This is a genomic window from Streptomyces sp. WM6386 (genome assembly GCF_000972385.1).
Classification (GTDB): domain Bacteria; phylum Actinomycetota; class Actinomycetes; order Streptomycetales; family Streptomycetaceae; genus Streptomyces.
On the sequence record NZ_JXTE01000060.1, the window covers coordinates 30,629 to 46,725 of the forward strand.

Below are 16,097 nucleotides of genomic sequence, written 5' to 3' on the forward strand. Positions count from 1 at the left end.
TCTCATACGAACCCCGGGTGACGCTTCGCCCGGGGTTCGGGCGATAGTGGACTACGTGACTGCTGTTCCTCCCCCCCGTTCCGAAGCCGCCGGACCCGCCAGGGCCGGCCGGCTCAGCCTCGCCGTAGCCCTGCTCTCCGGCGCGCTCGGCGCAGCCGTGGCGCTGCTCGCGACCCGTCAGCAGTGGTCGCAGGGCACCGCGACCGTGGCCGGCGGCGACTTCCCGCTGACCGCCAGAGGCAGCGACGTCACGGGCGTGCCCGCGGCCCTCGCCATAGTGGGCCTCGCCGCGCTCGTCGCCGTCTTCGCCGTCCGCAAGGCAGGCCGTTTCGCGGTCGCCGCGCTGCTCGCGCTCTCCGGCGCGGGGATCGTCGCCGCGTCGTTGCTCGGTGCGGACGACTCGTCCGCGCTGGACGAGCAGGCCGCGAAGGCGTCCGGTGACGCGTCTGCGACGGTTGCCGCGCTGAGCCACACCGCTTGGCCGTATGTCGCTGCGGTCGGCGGGGCGTTGATTCTGCTGGCCGGGTTGCTCGCACTGCGGTACGGGCGGATGTGGCCTGCGATGTCCGGTCGGTACGAGCGCAGTGGCGCGCCGCGTCCCGTCCGCCGGCCGAAGGCGGCCGACCCCGACCGGCCCGAGGAGATGTGGAAGGCCCTGGATCGAGGGGAAGACCCCACAGGGGCGTAGGCGCTCCGCCGGAAGTGCCGCGTTCGGCCGTCAGGAGGCCGCGGCGCCGTCGTGGCTCGTCGCGCCCACGCGGCGGTAGCCGCAGATTCAATACAGCCCCGCGCCCCTGGGCGGGTGCACTCCCGGTGTTGAGCCGCTAGGGCTACCCCTGCGTCCCTCACCCGCACCCGTGCGGGACAATAGGCCCTGAGCGTCCGGCTCAGACACGTTTACAGCAACGAGGAGCAAGTCATGGCGGGCAGCAGCCACGGTCACACCCCGGCCGCCTGGACCGGTGTCACTATCGCCTTCATCGGTTTCTGCGTCGCGGGCGCCTTCATGGTGCTGGCCGAGCCGCTGGGATTCTGGGCGGGCATGGTGATCGTGGTCGCCGGCGGCATCATCGGCTGGATCATGAGCGCCATGGGTCTGGGCATGCCGAAGGATGCGCACAAGGCGCTCGTGACCTCGGCGCAGACCGAGAGCTGATCGCTGTACGGCAGTCACATACGATTTCCTGAGGGGCGGCCCCGTGCCGCCCCTCAGGCGTGTCCGGGCCCGGGCGAGGCACAATGCAAGGCGTGAACGCCGACAGCCACAGGGTGACGCCGTACGCGGCGAGGGCGGGACGGCTGGCCGTGCCCGCGGGGATCCTCGCGGCCGTCGCGGGGGCTTTCGCGTACGTCGCCGCCGTGGATCCCAACGAGCCGGGCCACTACCCCGTCTGTCCGCTCCTGCGCCTCACAGGCCTGTACTGCCCCGGCTGCGGGGGACTGCGCAGCGCGCACGCGTTCATCCACGGGGACTTCCTGACCGCGCTCCAGGCCAACGCGCCCGCCGTGCTCGGCTATCTGGGCTTCGCCGTGCTGTGGACCGTCTGGGTGGTCCGTGCCGCGCGCGGGCGACCTCTGCGGCTCGATCTCGGGCCCGTGCACCTCTGGGCCGTCGGCGCATTGCTGCTGGTCTTCACGGTTGTCCGGAACCTGCCGTTCGGTGGCTGGCTGCACCCTTGATCAATTGGCGAACGTCCAGGTAGTGGGACCGGCGTCAACCGGATGCGATGCCTACGCCTTCCTCCGGATACCATCGCAGTGACCACCTCTTTTCTCTGGTCGCTGGAACTGTCAACCGTCTGGAAGGGGGCCGCTCGCGTGAGTGTGCTCGACGAGATCATCGACGGAGTCCGTGCCGACCTCGCGGAGCGGCAGGCGCGCGTCAGCCTCGACGAGCTCAAGGAGCGCGCGGCGAAGGCTCCCGCGGCCAAGGACGGACTGGCCGCACTGCGCGGCGACGGCGTCAAGGTCATCTGCGAGGTCAAGCGCTCCAGCCCCTCCAAGGGCGCGCTGGCCGCGATCGCCGACCCGGCCGGGCTCGCCGCGGACTACGAGGCGGGCGGCGCGGCCGTCATCTCCGTCCTCACCGAACAGCGCCGCTTCGGCGGCTCGCTGGCCGACCTGGAGGCGGTCCGCGCGCGGGTGGACATCCCCATCCTGCGCAAGGACTTCATCGTCACCTCGTACCAGCTGTGGGAGGCCCGCGCGTACGGCGCCGACCTCGTCCTGCTGATCGTGGCGGCCCTCGACCAGCCCGCCCTGGAATCCCTCATCGAGCGCGCGGTGTCCATCGGACTCACGCCGATCGTCGAGGTCCACGACGAGGACGAGGTCGAGCGCGCGGTGGACGCCGGCGCCAAGGTCATCGGCGTCAACGCCCGCAACCTCAAGACCCTCGAGGTCGACCGCGGCACCTTCGAGCGCGTCGCCCCCGAGATCCCGGACCACATCGTCAAGATCGCCGAGTCCGGCGTCCGCGGCCCCCACGACCTCATCGCCTACGCCAACGCCGGCGCCGACGCGGTCCTGGTCGGCGAGTCCCTGGTCACGGGCAAGGACCCGAAGTCCGCGGTCTCCGACCTGGTCGCGGCGGGCGAGCACCCCGCATTGCGGCACGGACGCAGCTGATCATTCGATAGGCTTGCCGACGATGACTCCGACCGCCTCTGCCGCTGCTACGGACCGCTACGCCCGCCTCGCGCGCGGCTGCCGTCCGCGCGGCTGCCGCGCCCCCGCACGCCGGGTGCACGGCCGCCGGGTGCGGTACGTGATCGGAGATGAGCCAGGGCAAGTCAATGGCATGCGATGGCAGCAGCGCCCCTTCAGGGGCGCGGGGCTGTAGGTGATTTGCGGCTACCGCCGCGCGGGCGCGACCAGCCACTGACGGCCCGCAGTCGACTGACAACCCCACGCCCCACGGCGATTAGGCATTTCCCAAACTCACCGTGAGGTTTCCGCATGCCCAGCGAGTTCTTCATCCCCGACCCCGAGGGTCAAGTCCCCAGCGCCGAAGGCTACTTCGGCGCGTTCGGCGGCAAGTTCATCCCGGAGGCCCTCGTCGCCGCCGTGGACGAGGTCGCCGTCGAGTACGACAAGGCCAAGCACGACCCCGAGTTCGCCCGCGAGCTCGACGACCTGCTGCTCAACTACACGGGCCGCCCGTCGTCGCTCACCGAGGTCCCCCGTTTCGCCGCGGAAGCGGGTGGCGCACGGATCTTCCTGAAGCGGGAAGACCTCAACCACACCGGCTCGCACAAGATCAACAACGTGCTCGGCCAGGCCCTGCTCACCAGGCGCATGGGCAAGACCCGTGTCATCGCCGAGACCGGCGCCGGTCAGCACGGCGTGGCGACGGCGACGGCCTGCGCGCTGTTCGGCCTCGAGTGCACGATCTACATGGGTGAGATCGACACCCAGCGCCAGGCCCTCAACGTGGCCCGGATGCGCATGCTCGGCGCCGAGGTCATCGCCGTGAAGTCGGGATCGCGCACCCTCAAGGATGCGATCAACGAGGCGTTCCGCGACTGGGTCGCCAACGTCGACCGCACGCACTACCTCTTCGGCACGGTGGCGGGACCGCACCCCTTCCCGGCCATGGTCCGTGACTTCCACCGTGTCATCGGCGTCGAGGCCCGCCGGCAGATCCTGGAGCGGGCCGGCCGGCTCCCCGACGCGGCCGTCGCCTGCGTCGGCGGCGGCTCCAACGCCATCGGTCTCTTCCACGCCTTCATCCCGGACGCGGACGTACGCCTCATCGGCTGCGAGCCCGCCGGGCACGGCGTGGAGACCGGCGAGCACGCGGCGACCCTGACCGAGGGCGAGCCCGGCATCCTGCACGGTTCGCGCTCCTACGTCCTGCAGGACGAGGAGGGCCAGATCACCGAGCCGTACTCGATCTCGGCCGGTCTGGACTACCCGGGCATCGGTCCCGAGCACTCCTACCTCAAGGACAGCGGCCGCGGCGAGTACCGCGCGGTCACCGACGACGCGGCCATGCAGGCCCTGCGCCTGCTCTCGCGCACCGAGGGCATCATCCCGGCCATCGAGAGCGCCCACGCGCTGGCCGGTGCGCTGGAGGTCGGCAGGGAGCTGGGCAAGGACGGGCTGATCATCGTCAACCTGTCCGGGCGGGGCGACAAGGACATGGACACGGCCGCGCGTTACTTCGGCCTGTACGACACCGACGCCGAGGTCGCGGCCGACGCCGCCGACCTCGCCGAGATCGAGGGGGACGCCAAGTGAGCGGGAACATCCAGCTGTTGACGGACACCCTCGCCGGTGCCAAGGCCGAGGGCCGCTCCGCGCTCATCGCCTACCTCCCGGCCGGGTTCCCGACCGTGGACGGCGGCATCGAGGCGATCAAGGCCGCCTTCGACGGCGGTGCCGATGTCGTCGAGGTGGGTCTGCCGCACAGCGACCCCGTCCTCGACGGCCCGGTCATCCAGACCGCCGACGACATCGCCCTGCGCGGCGGTGTCAAGATCGCCGACGTCATGCGGACGGTGCGTGAGGCGTACGAGGCGACCGGGAAGCCGGTGCTCGTGATGACGTACTGGAACCCGATCGACCGCTACGGCGTCGAGCGCTTCACCGCCGAGCTCGCCGAGGCGGGTGGGGCCGGGTGCATCCTGCCGGACCTGCCCGTGCAGGAGTCGGCGCTGTGGAGGGAGCACGCGCAGAAGCACGGGCTGGCCACGGTCTTCGTGGTCGCGCCCAGCAGCAAGGACGCGCGGCTCGCCGAGATCACCGCGGCGGGCAGCGGGTTCGTGTACGCCGCCTCGCTCATGGGCGTCACCGGCACCCGTGCGTCGGTGGGCGCACAGGCGCAGGAACTGGTCGAGCGCACCCGTGCCACCGGCAGCGGCCTGGCCGTCTGTGTCGGGCTCGGGGTCTCCGACGCCGCGCAGGCCGCCGAGGTGGCCGGCTTCGCGGACGGCGTGATCGTCGGTTCGGCCTTCGTGAAGCGGATGCTGGACGCGCCGGACGACAAGGCGGGGGTCGAGGCCGTCCGCGAGCTCGCCGGTGAGCTGGCGAAGGGCGTGCGCAAGCAGGTGTGACATCCCGTAGGTAGGCGGGACATTTCGTACGGGTCACTCGAACGGGTGGACCTGGGACCGGGGAGGCGCGGTGCGCCTCCCCGGTTCGTTCTGCGGGTGTGAGCGAGAAGAACCGTGAGGGAAAGCGCACCGCCCGCGAGCGGCTGGCGGTCGAGCGAGAGAAGCAGAAGACCGCGGAGAAGCGACGGCGAACGCTGATCGTGGGTGCGAGCGTCGTCTGTGTCCTGGGCCTCGCGGCGGTGATCGGAGTGGTCGCCGCCAACGCGGGCAAGGACGACACCGGCGACTCGGCGGACGGCCCGGTCGTGGCGCCCTCGGGGGCCAACGGCGACGACAACCTCGCCATCCCGGTCGGAAAGGCGAATGCCAAGTCCACGCTCACGATCTGGGAGGACTTCCGCTGCCCGGCCTGCAAGTCCTTCGAGGACGCCTACCGCTCGACGATCCATGAGCTGACGGACTCCGGCCGGCTGAAGGTGCAGTACCACCTCGCGACGATCATCGACGGCAACATGGGCGGCTCCGGCTCCCGCAAGGCGGCCAACGCGGCGGCCTGCGCCCAGGACGCGGGCAGGTTCACCGCGTACCACGACGTGCTGTACGAGAACCAGCCGCAGGAGACCGACGACGCCTTCGCCAAGGACAGCAAGCTCATCGAGCTGGCGAAGAAGGTCGACGGCCTGGACACGACCACGTTCCGTACCTGTGTCGAGGACGGCACCCACGACACCTGGGTAGCCAAGTCCGCGGCGGCCTTCCGAAACGGCGGATTCTCCGGCACCCCGACCGTCCTCCTCGACGGCAAGAACATCTATCAGGACCAGACCATGACCCCGGCGAAGCTGAAGCAGCAGGTGCTGGAGGCGAACTAGGGCAGGCCCTAGGGGTAAGAGTCTTCCGACCCTCCCGTTATGGACCCGTAGCCGGGCTGCCTGCCGTGGGTGGCGCCCGGCACGGTAGCGTCGGACCTGCCATGGAACTTGCCTACATTCCCAGCCCGTCGCGCGGGGTGATCCACCTCGGCCCCATTCCGCTGCGCGGCTACGCGTTCTGCATCATCATCGGTGTCTTCGTCGCAGTCTGGCTCGGCAACAAGCGCTGGATCGCCCGGGGCGGGCGAGTCGGCACGGTGGCCGACATCTCCGTCTGGGCCGTGCCGTTCGGTCTGCTCGGCGGCCGGCTCTACCACGTGATCACGGACTACGAGCTGTACTTCAGCGAGGGCCGCGACTGGGTGGACGCCTTCAAGATCTGGGAGGGCGGTCTCGGCATCTGGGGCGCGATCGCGCTCGGTGCCCTGGGCGCCTGGATCGGCTGCCGCCGCCGGGGCATCCCGCTGCCGGCCTACGCCGACGCCATCGCCCCCGGCATCGCCCTCGCCCAGGCGATCGGCCGCTGGGGCAACTGGTTCAACCAGGAGCTGTACGGGCGGGAGACGGACCTTCCGTGGGCCCTGCACATCACGTCCTCGACGGACGGCCGGGTGCCGGGCTACTACCACCCGACCTTCCTGTACGAGTCCCTGTGGTGCGTCGGCGTCGCCGTCCTCGTCATCTGGGCCGACCGGCGCTTCAAGCTCGGGCACGGGCGGGCGTTCGCGCTGTACGTCGCCTCGTACTGCGTGGGCCGGTTCTGGATCGAGTACCTCCGCGTCGACGACGCCCACCACATCCTGGGCCTGCGCCTGAACAACTGGACCGCGCTGGTCGTGTTCCTGCTCGCGGTGGTCTACATCGTGGTGTCGGCGAAGAAGCGGCCGGGCCGGGAAGAGGTCGTGGAACCCGACGTCGACGGTTCCGACGGAGAGACCGCGGCTGAGGAGAAGACCGAGGACGCCGACTCCGCCGAGGCCGCGGAAGAGGCGAACGACGACGCCAAGGACGACGACGCCAAGGACGAGGCGGAGTCCGCGAAGAAGAGCTGAGAACCGGTCGTACGACGATGAGGGGCGCCCTGGATCCAGGGCGCCCCTCATCGTCGTACGGGCTCAGATCCGGTGGGCCAGGGACAGGGTGCGTTGTGCTGTTGCCACCACCGCCGCGTCGATGAACCGGCCGTCGGGCAATGCCTGTGCGCCCCGTTCCACCGCTGCCGCCTTCACGATCGTTTCCGCCTGTTCGATCTCCCATGCCGTGGGGAGGTAGGCCTGTTCGATCACCGGGAGCTGGCGGGGGTGGATGGCGGCCCGGCCCAGGAAGCCCAGGGTGCGGCCATGGGCGCAGGAGGCTGCCAGGCCCTCCAGGTCGCGGATGTCGGGGTGGACGGACTGGGGTGGTGGAGGGAGGGACGCCGCTCTGGCCGCCACGATCACTCGGGAGCGGGACCAGTCGAGGCCCGGGTCGTCCCGCAAGCCCAGGTCGGCCCGTAGGTCCGTCTCGCCCAGGGCGATGCCGCGCAGGGACGGGTGGGCGGCGGCGATCTCGTAGGCGCGCTCCACACCGAGGGCTGTCTCGAGGAGGGCGTACAGGGCGAGGGCGCCTCCGGCGGCAGGGGCCGTGTGTGCGGCGATGCGGGTGATCTGCGCCGGGGAGGTCACCTTGGGGAGACGCAGGCCGGTCAGGCCGGGGAGGGCGGCCAGGGCTTTCAGGTCGGCGGCCGCGAGGGGACCGTCCAGGGCGTTGACCCGGACGTGGACGGGCTGCGGCTGCGGCTGGGCGAGGAGTTCCGCGGTGGCGTCACGGGCGTAGGCCTTGCGGTCGGGGGCCACCGCGTCCTCGAGGTCGATCACCACGACGTCGGCGCCGGCTGTCAGGGCCTTGGCCACCACAGGGGGGCGGTCGCCCGGGACGTACAGCCAGGTGAGTGGTGTCATACCGCGCCCTCCTCACGCAGCCTCGCCAACTCGCTCTCCGTCAGGCCCAGTTCCGCCAGGACCTCCTTGGTGTCCGCGCCGTGCGGGCGGCCTGTCCAGCGGATCGCGCCGGGGGTGTCGGAGAGGCGGAAGAGGACGTTCTGCATACGGAGGGGGCCCAGGTCGGGGTCGGCGACCGTGGTGATGGTGTCCAGGGCCGCGTACTGGGGGTCCGTCATCACGTCCCGGACGTCCTGGATCGGGGCCACCGCCGCCTCCGCCTTCTCGAAGGCGGCCAGGACCTCCGTGCGGGTGCGCTCGGCGATCCAGGTGCCGACCGCCTCGTCGAGGACATCGGCGTGGCGGGCCCGGTCGGCGCCCGTGGCGAACCACGGCTCGGCGGTCAGGTCCTCGCGGCCCACCAGACACAGCACGCGTTCCGCGACCGACTGGGCCGAGGTGGAGACGGCGACCCAACTGCCGTCCGCGGTGCGGTAGGTGTTGCGCGGGGCGTTGTTGGCGGAGCGGTTGCCTGAGCGTTCCTGGACGTAGCCCAGCTGGTCGTACCAGGTCGGCTGCGGGCCCAGGGCCAGGAGGATCGGCTCGATGATCGCCATGTCCACGACCTGGCCCTCGCCGGTGCGGTCGCGGGCGGCGAGCGCCGTCATCACCGCGTACGCCGTCGCGAGGCCCGCGATGGAGTCGGCGAGGCCGAAGGGCGGGAGCGTCGGGGGTGCGTCCGGTTCGCCGGTGATCGCGGCGAAGCCGCTCATCGCCTCGGCGAGGGTGCCGAAGCCGGGGCGATGGGCGTAGGGGCCGAACTGACCGAAGGCGGTCACACGGGTGAGGATCAGCCGGGGGTTGGCCGCGCAGAGTTCGTCCCAGCCCAGGTCCCACTTCTCCAGGGTGCCGGGGCGGAAGTTCTCGATGACGACGTCCGCGGTCGCGGCGAGGCGCAGGAGGGTCGCCCGGCCGCCCGGCCTGGAGAGGTCCAGGGTGATCGTGCGCTTGTTGCGGCCGAGGAGTTTCCACCACAGGCCGATGCCGTCCTTCGACGGACCGTGGCCACGGGAGGGGTCGGGCTTGGACGGGTGCTCGACCTTGATGACCTCCGCGCCGAAGTCGCCGAGCATCGTGGCGGCGACGGGGCCGGCGAAGAGGGTGGCGAGGTCGAGGACGCGGAGGCCGGTGAGGGGGGCGGTGCCGTGCGGGACCTTCATACCGTGCACTGCTTGTCGATCTCGGGGCGGTACGGCATCGACGCCGAGGCGCCCGCCCGCTGGACCGAGATGGCCGCCGCCGCGGCCGCCCACTTCAGGGCCTCGCGCATGGGCCGGCCCTCGCCGAGTGCCACCGCGAGGGCGCCGGCGAAGGTGTCGCCCGCACCGGTCGAGTCCACGGCGGTGACCTGGGGGGCGGGGACGCTGAGCGGCTCGGCGTAGCGGGACACGTAGAGGCTGCCCGCGGAGCCCAGGGTGACGACCACCTCCGGCACCTCGTCGAGGAGGGCGATCGCCGCGGCGTGCGGGTCGGCGCGGCCGGTGAGGGTGGACGCCTCGTGCTCGTTGGGGATCAACAGGTCGGTGGCGGCGAGGAGTTCGATGGGCAGGGGCTGGGCGGGAGCCGGGGTGAGGATGGTGCGGACACGGTGGGCGCGGGCCGCCTCGGCGCCGGCGATGGCCGCGGCCAGGGGGATCTCCAGTTGGAGGAGCAGGGCGTCGGCGCTGGCGATGAGGCCGTCGTCGCCGGGGGCGAGGTGGTCGACCGTGCCGTTCGCGGCGGGGATCACGACGATCGCGTTGCCGCCCTCGTCGTCGACGACGATGTGGGCGGTGCCGGACGGGCCCTCCACGGTGCGGAGGTGGTCGGTGTCGACACCGGAGTGTTCGAGGGTGGAGCGCAGCTGGGTGCCGTGGGCGTCGTTGCCGACCGCGCCGATCATCGAGACGGTGGCGCCCGCGCGGGCCGCGGCGATCGCCTGGTTGGCGCCCTTGCCGCCGGGGATCGTGCGGAACTCCCGTCCCGTCACGGTCTCTCCGCGCTGCGGGGCCTTGGCGACGTAGGCGACGAGGTCCATGTTCGAGCTGCCGAGTACGGCGATGTGCGTCATGGGCGGGAAGCCTCCAGGCGGGTGAGGTGGGCGAGGGCGTCGAAGCCGGTGCCGTCGAAGTCGGCGACGGAGGTGGCGAGGCGGTTCTTGAGGGGGGCGGTCCAGCGGTCGGGGAGCCGCTCGGGGGCGCCGGTGAGGAGGCCGGCGATGCTGCCCGCGGTGGCGCCGTTGGAGTCGGTGTCCCAACCGCCGCTCACCGCCCGGCAGATGGAGCCGGTGAAGTCGCCGTCGGCGTGGGTGAGGGCGGCGGCGATGAGGGCGGTGTTGGGGATGGCGTGGACCCAGTGGTGGGTGCCGGCGTAGGTGGCGTGGAGTTCGTCCACGACCTCGTCGAAGTCGTCGGTGTGCCGGGCCAGCCGGATCGCGTGGTGGACGGCCCGGGAGAGGCGGGAGGCCGGGGGGATCACGGTCAGGCCGGTGCGCAGGCAGGAGTGGATGTCGTGGGTGCCGGTGGTCGCGGTGGCGATGGTGGCCGCCGTGAACATCGCCGCGTAGACGCCGTTGGCGGTGTGGGTGAGGGTGGCGTCCCGGTGGGCCTGCTGCGCCGCGGATGCCGGGTCGCCGGGGTTGGTCCAGCCGTGGACGTCGGCTCGGATCAGGGCGCCGATCCATTCGCGGAAGGGGTTGCGGTGGCGGGCCGTGTGAGGGGGGTTCAGGCCGAGGAGGAGGTTGCGGTAGGCGATGCGTTCGGCGGTGAAGGTGCGGCCGGCGGGGAGTTCGTCCAGCCAGAGGCCGGCCACGTCCGTGGGGGTGAAGTCCCTGCCGTGGCGTTGGAGCAGGAGGAGATTGAGGAGGGGGTAGTTGAGGTCGTCGTCCTCGGGCATGCCGTCGATGTTCTCGGCGAGGGAGGTGGGGGCCGAGCGGCGGTTCCAGGGGTGGGCTCGCAGGAGGTCGGAGGGGACTCCCCGGGCAGTGAAGTAGGTGTTCAGGGGCCAGTTGCCGGTGGACCTGGCCAGGTCACGGATGGCTTCCAGAGGGAGCTTTTCGACGGGTTTGCCCAGAAGGCAGCCGACGGCTCGGCCCAGCCAGGCTGCTTCGAAGCGGGGGCAGGGAACGAGGGGTACGGCGCCGGTGCCGGACGGCCAGTCGGGGCACAGTCGTTTGATCTTTGTCAGGTCCGTCGGTTCGTGGTCCTCCAACCTGCCCGGCAGGTCCGCCAGTTCGTCCAGCAGGTCCTTTGCCAGTTGCCGGAGATACCTGGACGGGGGTTCCGGGGAGGCGCCTGCGCTGAGGGGGGCCTCCTCGCCGCCCGCTGCCTTCCATCGCGCCGCGATCACCGACGCCTCGCGGCCGTCCAGTGCCGCCTGGCGGAGTTCGTGGCCCAGGAGGTCTTCGGGTTGGACCCAGGTCAGTCGGAGCATCTCGGGCCTTCGATCTCGGCGAAGGCGGACTCGTGGGCGCGGCGGCGGCGTACGTCCCGTTCGAAGATCTCTCGGGTCACCTCGGTGAGCGCGGTCGCCGGGTCCCAGAGGTCCAGGCGGCTGGCCTCCGCGACCTGCTTCGCCCAGTCGTCCGGGGGCGGCGAGCCGAGGGCGCCCGCGATCGCGCCCGCCATGGTCGCGGTCGAGTCGCAGTCGCGGCCGTAGTTCACCGCGCCCAGGACCGCGTGGCGGTAGTCCCCGCCGGCCACCAGCAACATGCCCAGCGCGATGGGGAGTTCCTCGATCGCGTGCAGACGGGAGGGGCGGCGGGCGCCGAGGGAGGGGGCGCGGTAGTCGGGACCCACCGTGTCGTACGGCGCGATCGCCTCCCTGAGCGGCTTCAGGGCCGACTCGAACTCCGTGTGGCCCTGGGCTGCTTCGCAGACCTTCAGGATCGCCGTCCGGGTGCCGTCCTTCGCCAGGGACAGACAGGTGGTCACGACCGACTCCGGGGTCGCGTTCGGGGCGCAGGCCGCCGCCACCGCCGCCGCGAAAACTGCCGCCGCCTCACGGCCGTACGACGACTGGTGGGCGCCCGCGATGTCCAGGGCCTCGGCGTAGGCGGCCCGGGGGTCGGCCGCGTTGACCAGGCCGGCCGGGGCCATGTACATCGCGGCGCCACAGTTGACGATGTTGCCCACGCCTGCCTCGCGGGGGTCTACGTGGCCGTAGTGGAGGCGGGTCACCAGCCACTTCTCCGCCAGGAAGACGCGGTGGAGGGGGAGAGCCTCCTGTTCGAGCTCCGGGATCCAGCGGGGAACGGTCATCAGGTCCGGGACCAGGTGGTCCGCGATCGCGTACGCGTCCAGGTGGTCGCGGACCTTGGCGTAGACCCTGACCAGGGCGTGCGTCATCAAGGTGTCGTCGGTGACGTGGCCGTCGCCCTTGTGGTACGGGGCGATGGGGCGGGCGGTGCGCCAGGCGTCGCCGTTCCAGGGGCCGACGACGCCGTGGACGCGGCCGGCGTGACGTTCGAGGATCTGGTCGGGGGAGTAGCCCTCCACCGGGCCGCCCAGGGCGTCGCCGACGGCCGCGCCCACGAGGGCGCCGGTGATCCGGTCCTCAAGGCTGGTTTCTGATTCTTTGGGCGTCATGCCCGAATCATCCTCCTGGTGTGGCCGGTTGCGTGGCTTCCAGGAGTTCGGCGAGTTCTACGAGGTCGGTGCCGGTGAGCCGGGGGAGGGCGCAGCCGGAGAGGGTGCGGCAGGTGTCCCGCCAGGTGGAGGGGATCGCCTGCCCGCCGCCCAGTGCGCCGGTGAGGGCGCCGGTCAGGGCGGGGGCCGAGTCGGCGACCCGGGAGAGGCAGGCCGCCGCCGGTACGGCTTCCGCGATCCGGCCGTTCGCCGCGGTGGCCAGGGCCAGGGCTACCGGGACCGTCTCGGCTGCCGCGATGCCGTAGCTGTAGACGTGGTCGACGATCTGGTGTTCCAGGAGAGGGATCAGGGCGAAGGCGTTCTCGGCGTCCTGGGCCAGCTTGAGGGCGTGGCGGGCGTTGCGGCCGATCTCGGTCTCCTCGGGGAGTTCGGTGAGGGCGGCTGTGGTGCAGGTGTGGATGTCGGCGCCGGTGAGGGCGAGGGAGAGGGCTGCGGCCATGGCTCGCGCGCCGTGCACGCCGTCGCCGTCCTGGGTGTAGCGGGCGTCGAACTCGGCCAGGTCCGCGGCGAGTCGGGGGTTGCCGGGGTGGGCTGCGGCGAGGACGCAGGCACGGATGCAGGCCGCGTCGTCGAAGTAGTGGGGATTGTCGTGGCCGGTGGCGGGCGGGCGCAGGCCGGTGGCGAGGTTGCCGAGGCCCGCTCTCACCGAGATGCGGGCGCGCAGGGGGAGTACGGCGGATTCGATCTCGGGGGCGCGGTCCGCCGCGGCGGCGACCTCGCTGGCGAGGGCGTTCCAGGTGAGGTCGATCGCGGCTCTTGCGCGGCGTTCTCGGCTGAGGTCGCCCAGGGCGGTGTCGTCGCCGGCTCGGAGGAGGGCCTCCGCGGCGAAGGCCGCCCATTCCGCGTCGTCCGAGGGGCCCAGGCGGAGGGGCTCCGGGGGTTGGTTCAGGGCGATGGGGACGGGGAGGGTCGTCGTCGCGTTCTGTTCGGCGAAGGTGTCGAGTTCGCGGGTCAGGCGGCGGGTCCAGTCGGGCATGCGGGCGGCGCGGTGTCTGGCGGCGGGCCAGCCGGCGGGGTCGCCTGCGGCGAGTCCGAGGAGGAGGCCTTCGATACGCCGGGGGCCCGTGGCGGGGTCGCTGACGGATGTAGTCGCCCCCGCCGCCCCTACCCGTTCCCGTCCTCCAGGGGCTGCCGCCCCTTCGACCCCGCCCCCAGGGGGCTCCGCCCCCTGGACCCCCGTCGGCCCTGAAGGGGCCTCGTCCTCAAACGCCGGACGGGCTGAAGGATGTGTGCTCATCGGGTCGCCCCCGGCTCGTCGTCCGCCGCCAGCGTGAACGCCGTCGGGTCCGGGGGCGGCCAGGGGGTCTCGGGTGCGGGAGCCGTGCCTCGTACCGTCTCCGTCAGGCGGTCCGCCACGTCCAGTACGTGATGGCCCGCCATCGCCGGGAGGCAGCTGCCCCTCGCCGGGCCGATCGCCGCTGCCCAGTCAGCCGGGATCGAGGACACGCCCTTCGTCGCGCCGGCCAGGGCCCCGGCCACCGCTGCTGTCGTGTCCGCGTCCCTGCCCATGTTCACCGCGGTCAGGACCGCGTCCACGAAGTCGCCGTCGGCTGCCGCGTACGCGCCGAAGGCCAGGGCGACCGCCTCGGGGGCCAGGTCGGTCCAGGGGTAGCCGCCGATCACCACGGCCGAGCGGACCGCGCGTTCGCCCCGGTGGGCCACCGCCACCGCTCGGCGCAACGACCTCGCCGTCCAGGAGTCGTCCGGGACCACGGCCAGCGCCGAAGCCACCACCGCGATCGTGGGGGCGCCCGCCATCGCCGCCGCCACGCCCGCCGCGACCGCCTGGCCGCCGTAGATGCCCTCGCCCTCGTGGCTCACCGAGCCGTCGATCGCCACCAGCCGTGCCGCCTCCGCCGGGCGCCCCGCCGCGAAGACGCCGAAGGGGGCCGCCCTCATGGCCAGTCCGTCGCTCCAGGCGTGGCGGTGCTGGGCCGAGATGGGCGCTGCCAGACCCCTGCGGAGGTTCTCCAGGGTGCCGCGTTCGCTGAAACCGGCGCCCCGGAAGGGGCCCTCGTCCCGGTCCGCGATCCATTCGTGCCACGCCGCCTCCACATGGGACGGCGTCAGCGCCGAGCCGTGGCGGGCCAGGAGCAGCCCCGAGAAGATCGCGTACTCCGTGTCGTCCGTGCCCGCCGGGGTCTTGGCCACGTATCCCGTGATGCGGCCCCAGCGGGCCCGGATCTCCGAGGGCTTCATGTTCTCCGCCGGGGCGCCCAGGGCGTCGCCCACGGCCAGGCCCAGCAGGGCGCCGCGTCCCCGCTCGCGGAGTCCGGCGGCGTCCCCGGGCGCCGGGACCGAGGGAATGCAGGCGATGGATGCCATACGCGGCCTCTCCTACAGAGGCTCCGCACAGGGCGCGGGGCCTTTGCAGATGTGTCCCACCGGCACACGTCACCAGAGCGTCAGGGGGCCCAGCGTCACCCGGTCGACATCTGAGCGGCCATGCGATCGTATGCGCATTCGACGGTAAAGCCGCAGGTTAGCCCAGCCTTTCCTTGGTGGCGGGCGGGAATTCCAGCACATAGAGTCTCGTTGTCAATAATTAGAATCAGTCCAAACTTAGCTTTGGCTCAGCTTACTGGGGGACCCCGCATGGCCATCATCGAGACCGAGGCGCCGCTGCACGAGGCGCACCGTGACAACCACACGCACCGGGATGTGAACGGGGGGTGGCTGCGGCCCGCCGTCTTCGGGGCGATGGACGGACTCGTCTCGAACCTCGCCCTCATGACCGGCGTCGCCGGTGGGGCCGTCGGGCAGCAGGCCATCGTGCTGACGGGCCTTGCCGGGCTCGCCGCCGGCGCCTTCTCCATGGCCGCCGGTGAGTACACCTCCGTCGCCTCGCAGCGCGAGCTCGTCGAGGCCGAGCTGGATGTCGAGCGGCGCGAGCTCCGCAAGCATCCGCAGGACGAAGAGGCCGAACTCGCGGCTCTCTACGAGGCCCGGGGCGTCGAGCCCTTGCTCTCCCGTGAGGTGGCCAGGCAGCTGTCGCGGGATCCCGAGCAGGCCCTGGAGATACACGCGCGCGAGGAGCTCGGGATCGACCCCGGGGATCTGCCGTCGCCGCTCGTCGCCGCCGTGTCGTCATTCGGCGCGTTCGCGCTGGGGGCCCTGCTTCCCGTACTGCCTTATCTGCTCGGCGCGACCACGCTGTGGCCCGCCCTGCTGCTCGCGCTGGTCGGGCTCTTCGCCTGCGGTGCCGTTGTGGCCAAGGTGACCGCGCGGAGCTGGTGGTTCAGCGGACTGCGACAGCTCGTCCTCGGTGGTGCCGCGGCGGGTGTGACATACGCCCTGGGCAGTTTGTTCGGAACGGCCGTAGGATAGGTCGACTGGAACTTATGCGTTGGGCCGCATAAGTAGCCGTTACTCACTGGTTTCGAATGCTTAACCACTGGGCATGAGCCGTAAGCGCTGTGGGCAATGACGCCTGCCGCGCATCCGCGAGGTGGGCGACGCCGCTCCCCTCGCCCCCTGGGCCGATGGACACTGATCTGTCCTGTTCGGTCCCACATACTTCAAGCCACGTCCGCGACACCCGCTTCGCGAGCTCGTGGCGTCCGC

General features: G+C 71.8%; 17 protein-coding genes. 10 read left to right on the plus strand and 7 right to left on the minus strand.

Going from position 1 to position 16,097, the window contains the following annotated elements; translation table 11 throughout:
* Positions 1-46: 46 nt before the first annotated feature.
* From TN53_RS30180 to lgt, 9 genes are all read left to right on the plus strand, one after another.
* On the plus strand, positions 47-688 hold the full coding sequence (locus TN53_RS30180) for a TIGR02234 family membrane protein (RefSeq protein WP_046261891.1): 642 nt from the start codon (positions 47-49) through the stop codon (positions 686-688).
* Between the two features lie 231 nt (positions 689-919).
* Positions 920-1,156 (plus strand): HGxxPAAW family protein, encoded by a 237-nt coding sequence (locus TN53_RS30185; RefSeq protein ID WP_046261892.1) that lies wholly within the window; start codon positions 920-922, stop codon positions 1,154-1,156.
* Positions 1,157-1,239: 83 nt separating this feature from the next.
* Positions 1,240-1,680, plus strand: coding sequence for a DUF2752 domain-containing protein (locus TN53_RS30190; protein ID WP_046261893.1), 441 nt, complete (start codon positions 1,240-1,242; stop codon positions 1,678-1,680).
* Between the two features lie 138 nt (positions 1,681-1,818).
* Entirely contained in the window at positions 1,819-2,628 is an 810-nt protein-coding gene (trpC, locus tag TN53_RS30195; protein ID WP_046261894.1) for an indole-3-glycerol phosphate synthase TrpC, read from the plus strand.
* 22 nt (positions 2,629-2,650) lie between these two features.
* The gene (gene trpM, locus TN53_RS49635; protein WP_095046811.1) at positions 2,651-2,842 is read left to right on the plus strand and encodes a tryptophan biosynthesis modulator TrpM; all 192 of its coding nucleotides are present in this window, start codon (positions 2,651-2,653) and stop codon (positions 2,840-2,842) included.
* Positions 2,843-2,958: 116 nt separating this feature from the next.
* Complete coding sequence (trpB, locus tag TN53_RS30200) at positions 2,959-4,242, plus strand: tryptophan synthase subunit beta (RefSeq protein ID WP_046261895.1); 1,284 nt, start codon at positions 2,959-2,961, stop codon at positions 4,240-4,242.
* The gene (trpA, locus tag TN53_RS30205) at positions 4,239-5,057 is read left to right on the plus strand and encodes a tryptophan synthase subunit alpha (RefSeq protein WP_046261896.1); all 819 of its coding nucleotides are present in this window, start codon (positions 4,239-4,241) and stop codon (positions 5,055-5,057) included. The genes trpB and trpA overlap by 4 nt, the downstream gene beginning before the upstream one ends.
* Before the next feature lie 98 nt (positions 5,058-5,155).
* Complete coding sequence (locus tag TN53_RS30210) at positions 5,156-5,929, plus strand: DsbA family protein (RefSeq protein ID WP_046261897.1); 774 nt, start codon at positions 5,156-5,158, stop codon at positions 5,927-5,929.
* A gap of 101 nt (positions 5,930-6,030) precedes the next feature.
* Positions 6,031-6,981 (plus strand): prolipoprotein diacylglyceryl transferase, encoded by a 951-nt coding sequence (gene lgt / locus TN53_RS30215; RefSeq protein WP_095046812.1) that lies wholly within the window; start codon positions 6,031-6,033, stop codon positions 6,979-6,981.
* A gap of 63 nt (positions 6,982-7,044) precedes the next feature.
* Here lgt and TN53_RS30220 read toward each other — a convergent pair whose 3' ends face one another.
* Genes TN53_RS30220 through TN53_RS30250 form a run of 7 tightly spaced genes read right to left on the minus strand, consistent with a single transcriptional unit; the run spans position 7,045 to position 14,858 of the window.
* Positions 7,045-7,869 (minus strand): HpcH/HpaI aldolase/citrate lyase family protein, encoded by an 825-nt coding sequence (locus tag TN53_RS30220; protein ID WP_046261899.1) that lies wholly within the window; start codon positions 7,867-7,869, stop codon positions 7,045-7,047.
* The gene (locus TN53_RS30225; RefSeq protein WP_046261900.1) at positions 7,866-9,068 is read right to left on the minus strand and encodes a CaiB/BaiF CoA transferase family protein; all 1,203 of its coding nucleotides are present in this window, start codon (positions 9,066-9,068) and stop codon (positions 7,866-7,868) included. Before TN53_RS30225 ends, TN53_RS30220 begins: the two co-directional genes overlap by 4 nt.
* Positions 9,065-9,958: a ribokinase gene (gene rbsK / locus TN53_RS30230; RefSeq protein WP_046261901.1), complete on the minus strand. Its 894-nt coding sequence runs from the start codon at positions 9,956-9,958 to the stop codon at positions 9,065-9,067. The genes TN53_RS30225 and rbsK overlap by 4 nt, the downstream gene beginning before the upstream one ends.
* Positions 9,955-11,319: an ADP-ribosylglycohydrolase family protein gene (locus TN53_RS30235; protein WP_046261902.1), complete on the minus strand. Its 1,365-nt coding sequence runs from the start codon at positions 11,317-11,319 to the stop codon at positions 9,955-9,957. Before TN53_RS30235 ends, rbsK begins: the two co-directional genes overlap by 4 nt.
* Positions 11,307-12,473 (minus strand): ADP-ribosylglycohydrolase family protein, encoded by a 1,167-nt coding sequence (locus TN53_RS30240; protein ID WP_046261903.1) that lies wholly within the window; start codon positions 12,471-12,473, stop codon positions 11,307-11,309. The genes TN53_RS30235 and TN53_RS30240 overlap by 13 nt, the downstream gene beginning before the upstream one ends.
* A 7-nt stretch (positions 12,474-12,480) precedes the next feature.
* A complete protein-coding gene (locus TN53_RS30245; protein WP_234441727.1) occupies positions 12,481-13,770 on the minus strand; it encodes an ADP-ribosylglycohydrolase family protein in 1,290 nt (429 codons plus the stop codon).
* Positions 13,767-14,858 (minus strand): ADP-ribosylglycohydrolase family protein, encoded by a 1,092-nt coding sequence (locus TN53_RS30250; protein ID WP_046261905.1) that lies wholly within the window; start codon positions 14,856-14,858, stop codon positions 13,767-13,769. Before TN53_RS30250 ends, TN53_RS30245 begins: the two co-directional genes overlap by 4 nt.
* A 270-nt stretch (positions 14,859-15,128) precedes the next feature.
* Between TN53_RS30250 and TN53_RS30255 the strand changes: the two genes are divergently transcribed.
* Entirely contained in the window at positions 15,129-15,860 is a 732-nt protein-coding gene (locus TN53_RS30255) for a VIT1/CCC1 transporter family protein (protein WP_046261906.1), read from the plus strand.
* The last annotated feature ends 237 nt before the right edge of the window (positions 15,861-16,097 follow it).

Excerpts from the sequence above, each read along its gene's own strand:
- rbsK (WP_046261901.1), bottom strand. The coding sequence starts at position 9,958 with ATGACGCACATCGCCGTACTCGGCAGCTCGAACATGGACCTCGTCGCC.
- lgt (WP_095046812.1), top strand. The coding sequence starts at position 6,031 with ATGGAACTTGCCTACATTCCCAGCCCGTCGCGCGGGGTGATCCACCTC.
- TN53_RS30190 (WP_046261893.1), top strand. The coding sequence starts at position 1,240 with ATGCAAGGCGTGAACGCCGACAGCCACAGGGTGACGCCGTACGCGGCG.
- TN53_RS30255 (WP_046261906.1), top strand. The coding sequence starts at position 15,129 with ATGGCCATCATCGAGACCGAGGCGCCGCTGCACGAGGCGCACCGTGAC.
- TN53_RS30235 (WP_046261902.1), bottom strand. The coding sequence starts at position 11,319 with ATGCTCCGACTGACCTGGGTCCAACCCGAAGACCTCCTGGGCCACGAA.
- TN53_RS30250 (WP_046261905.1), bottom strand. The coding sequence starts at position 14,858 with ATGGCATCCATCGCCTGCATTCCCTCGGTCCCGGCGCCCGGGGACGCC.
- TN53_RS30220 (WP_046261899.1), bottom strand. The coding sequence starts at position 7,869 with ATGACACCACTCACCTGGCTGTACGTCCCGGGCGACCGCCCCCCTGTG.
- trpM (WP_095046811.1), top strand. The coding sequence starts at position 2,651 with ATGACTCCGACCGCCTCTGCCGCTGCTACGGACCGCTACGCCCGCCTC.
- TN53_RS30245 (WP_234441727.1), bottom strand. The coding sequence starts at position 13,770 with ATGAGCACACATCCTTCAGCCCGTCCGGCGTTTGAGGACGAGGCCCCT.
- TN53_RS30225 (WP_046261900.1), bottom strand. The coding sequence starts at position 9,068 with ATGAAGGTCCCGCACGGCACCGCCCCCCTCACCGGCCTCCGCGTCCTC.
- trpB (WP_046261895.1), top strand. The coding sequence starts at position 2,959 with ATGCCCAGCGAGTTCTTCATCCCCGACCCCGAGGGTCAAGTCCCCAGC.
- TN53_RS30240 (WP_046261903.1), bottom strand. The coding sequence starts at position 12,473 with ATGACGCCCAAAGAATCAGAAACCAGCCTTGAGGACCGGATCACCGGC.
- TN53_RS30185 (WP_046261892.1), top strand. The coding sequence starts at position 920 with ATGGCGGGCAGCAGCCACGGTCACACCCCGGCCGCCTGGACCGGTGTC.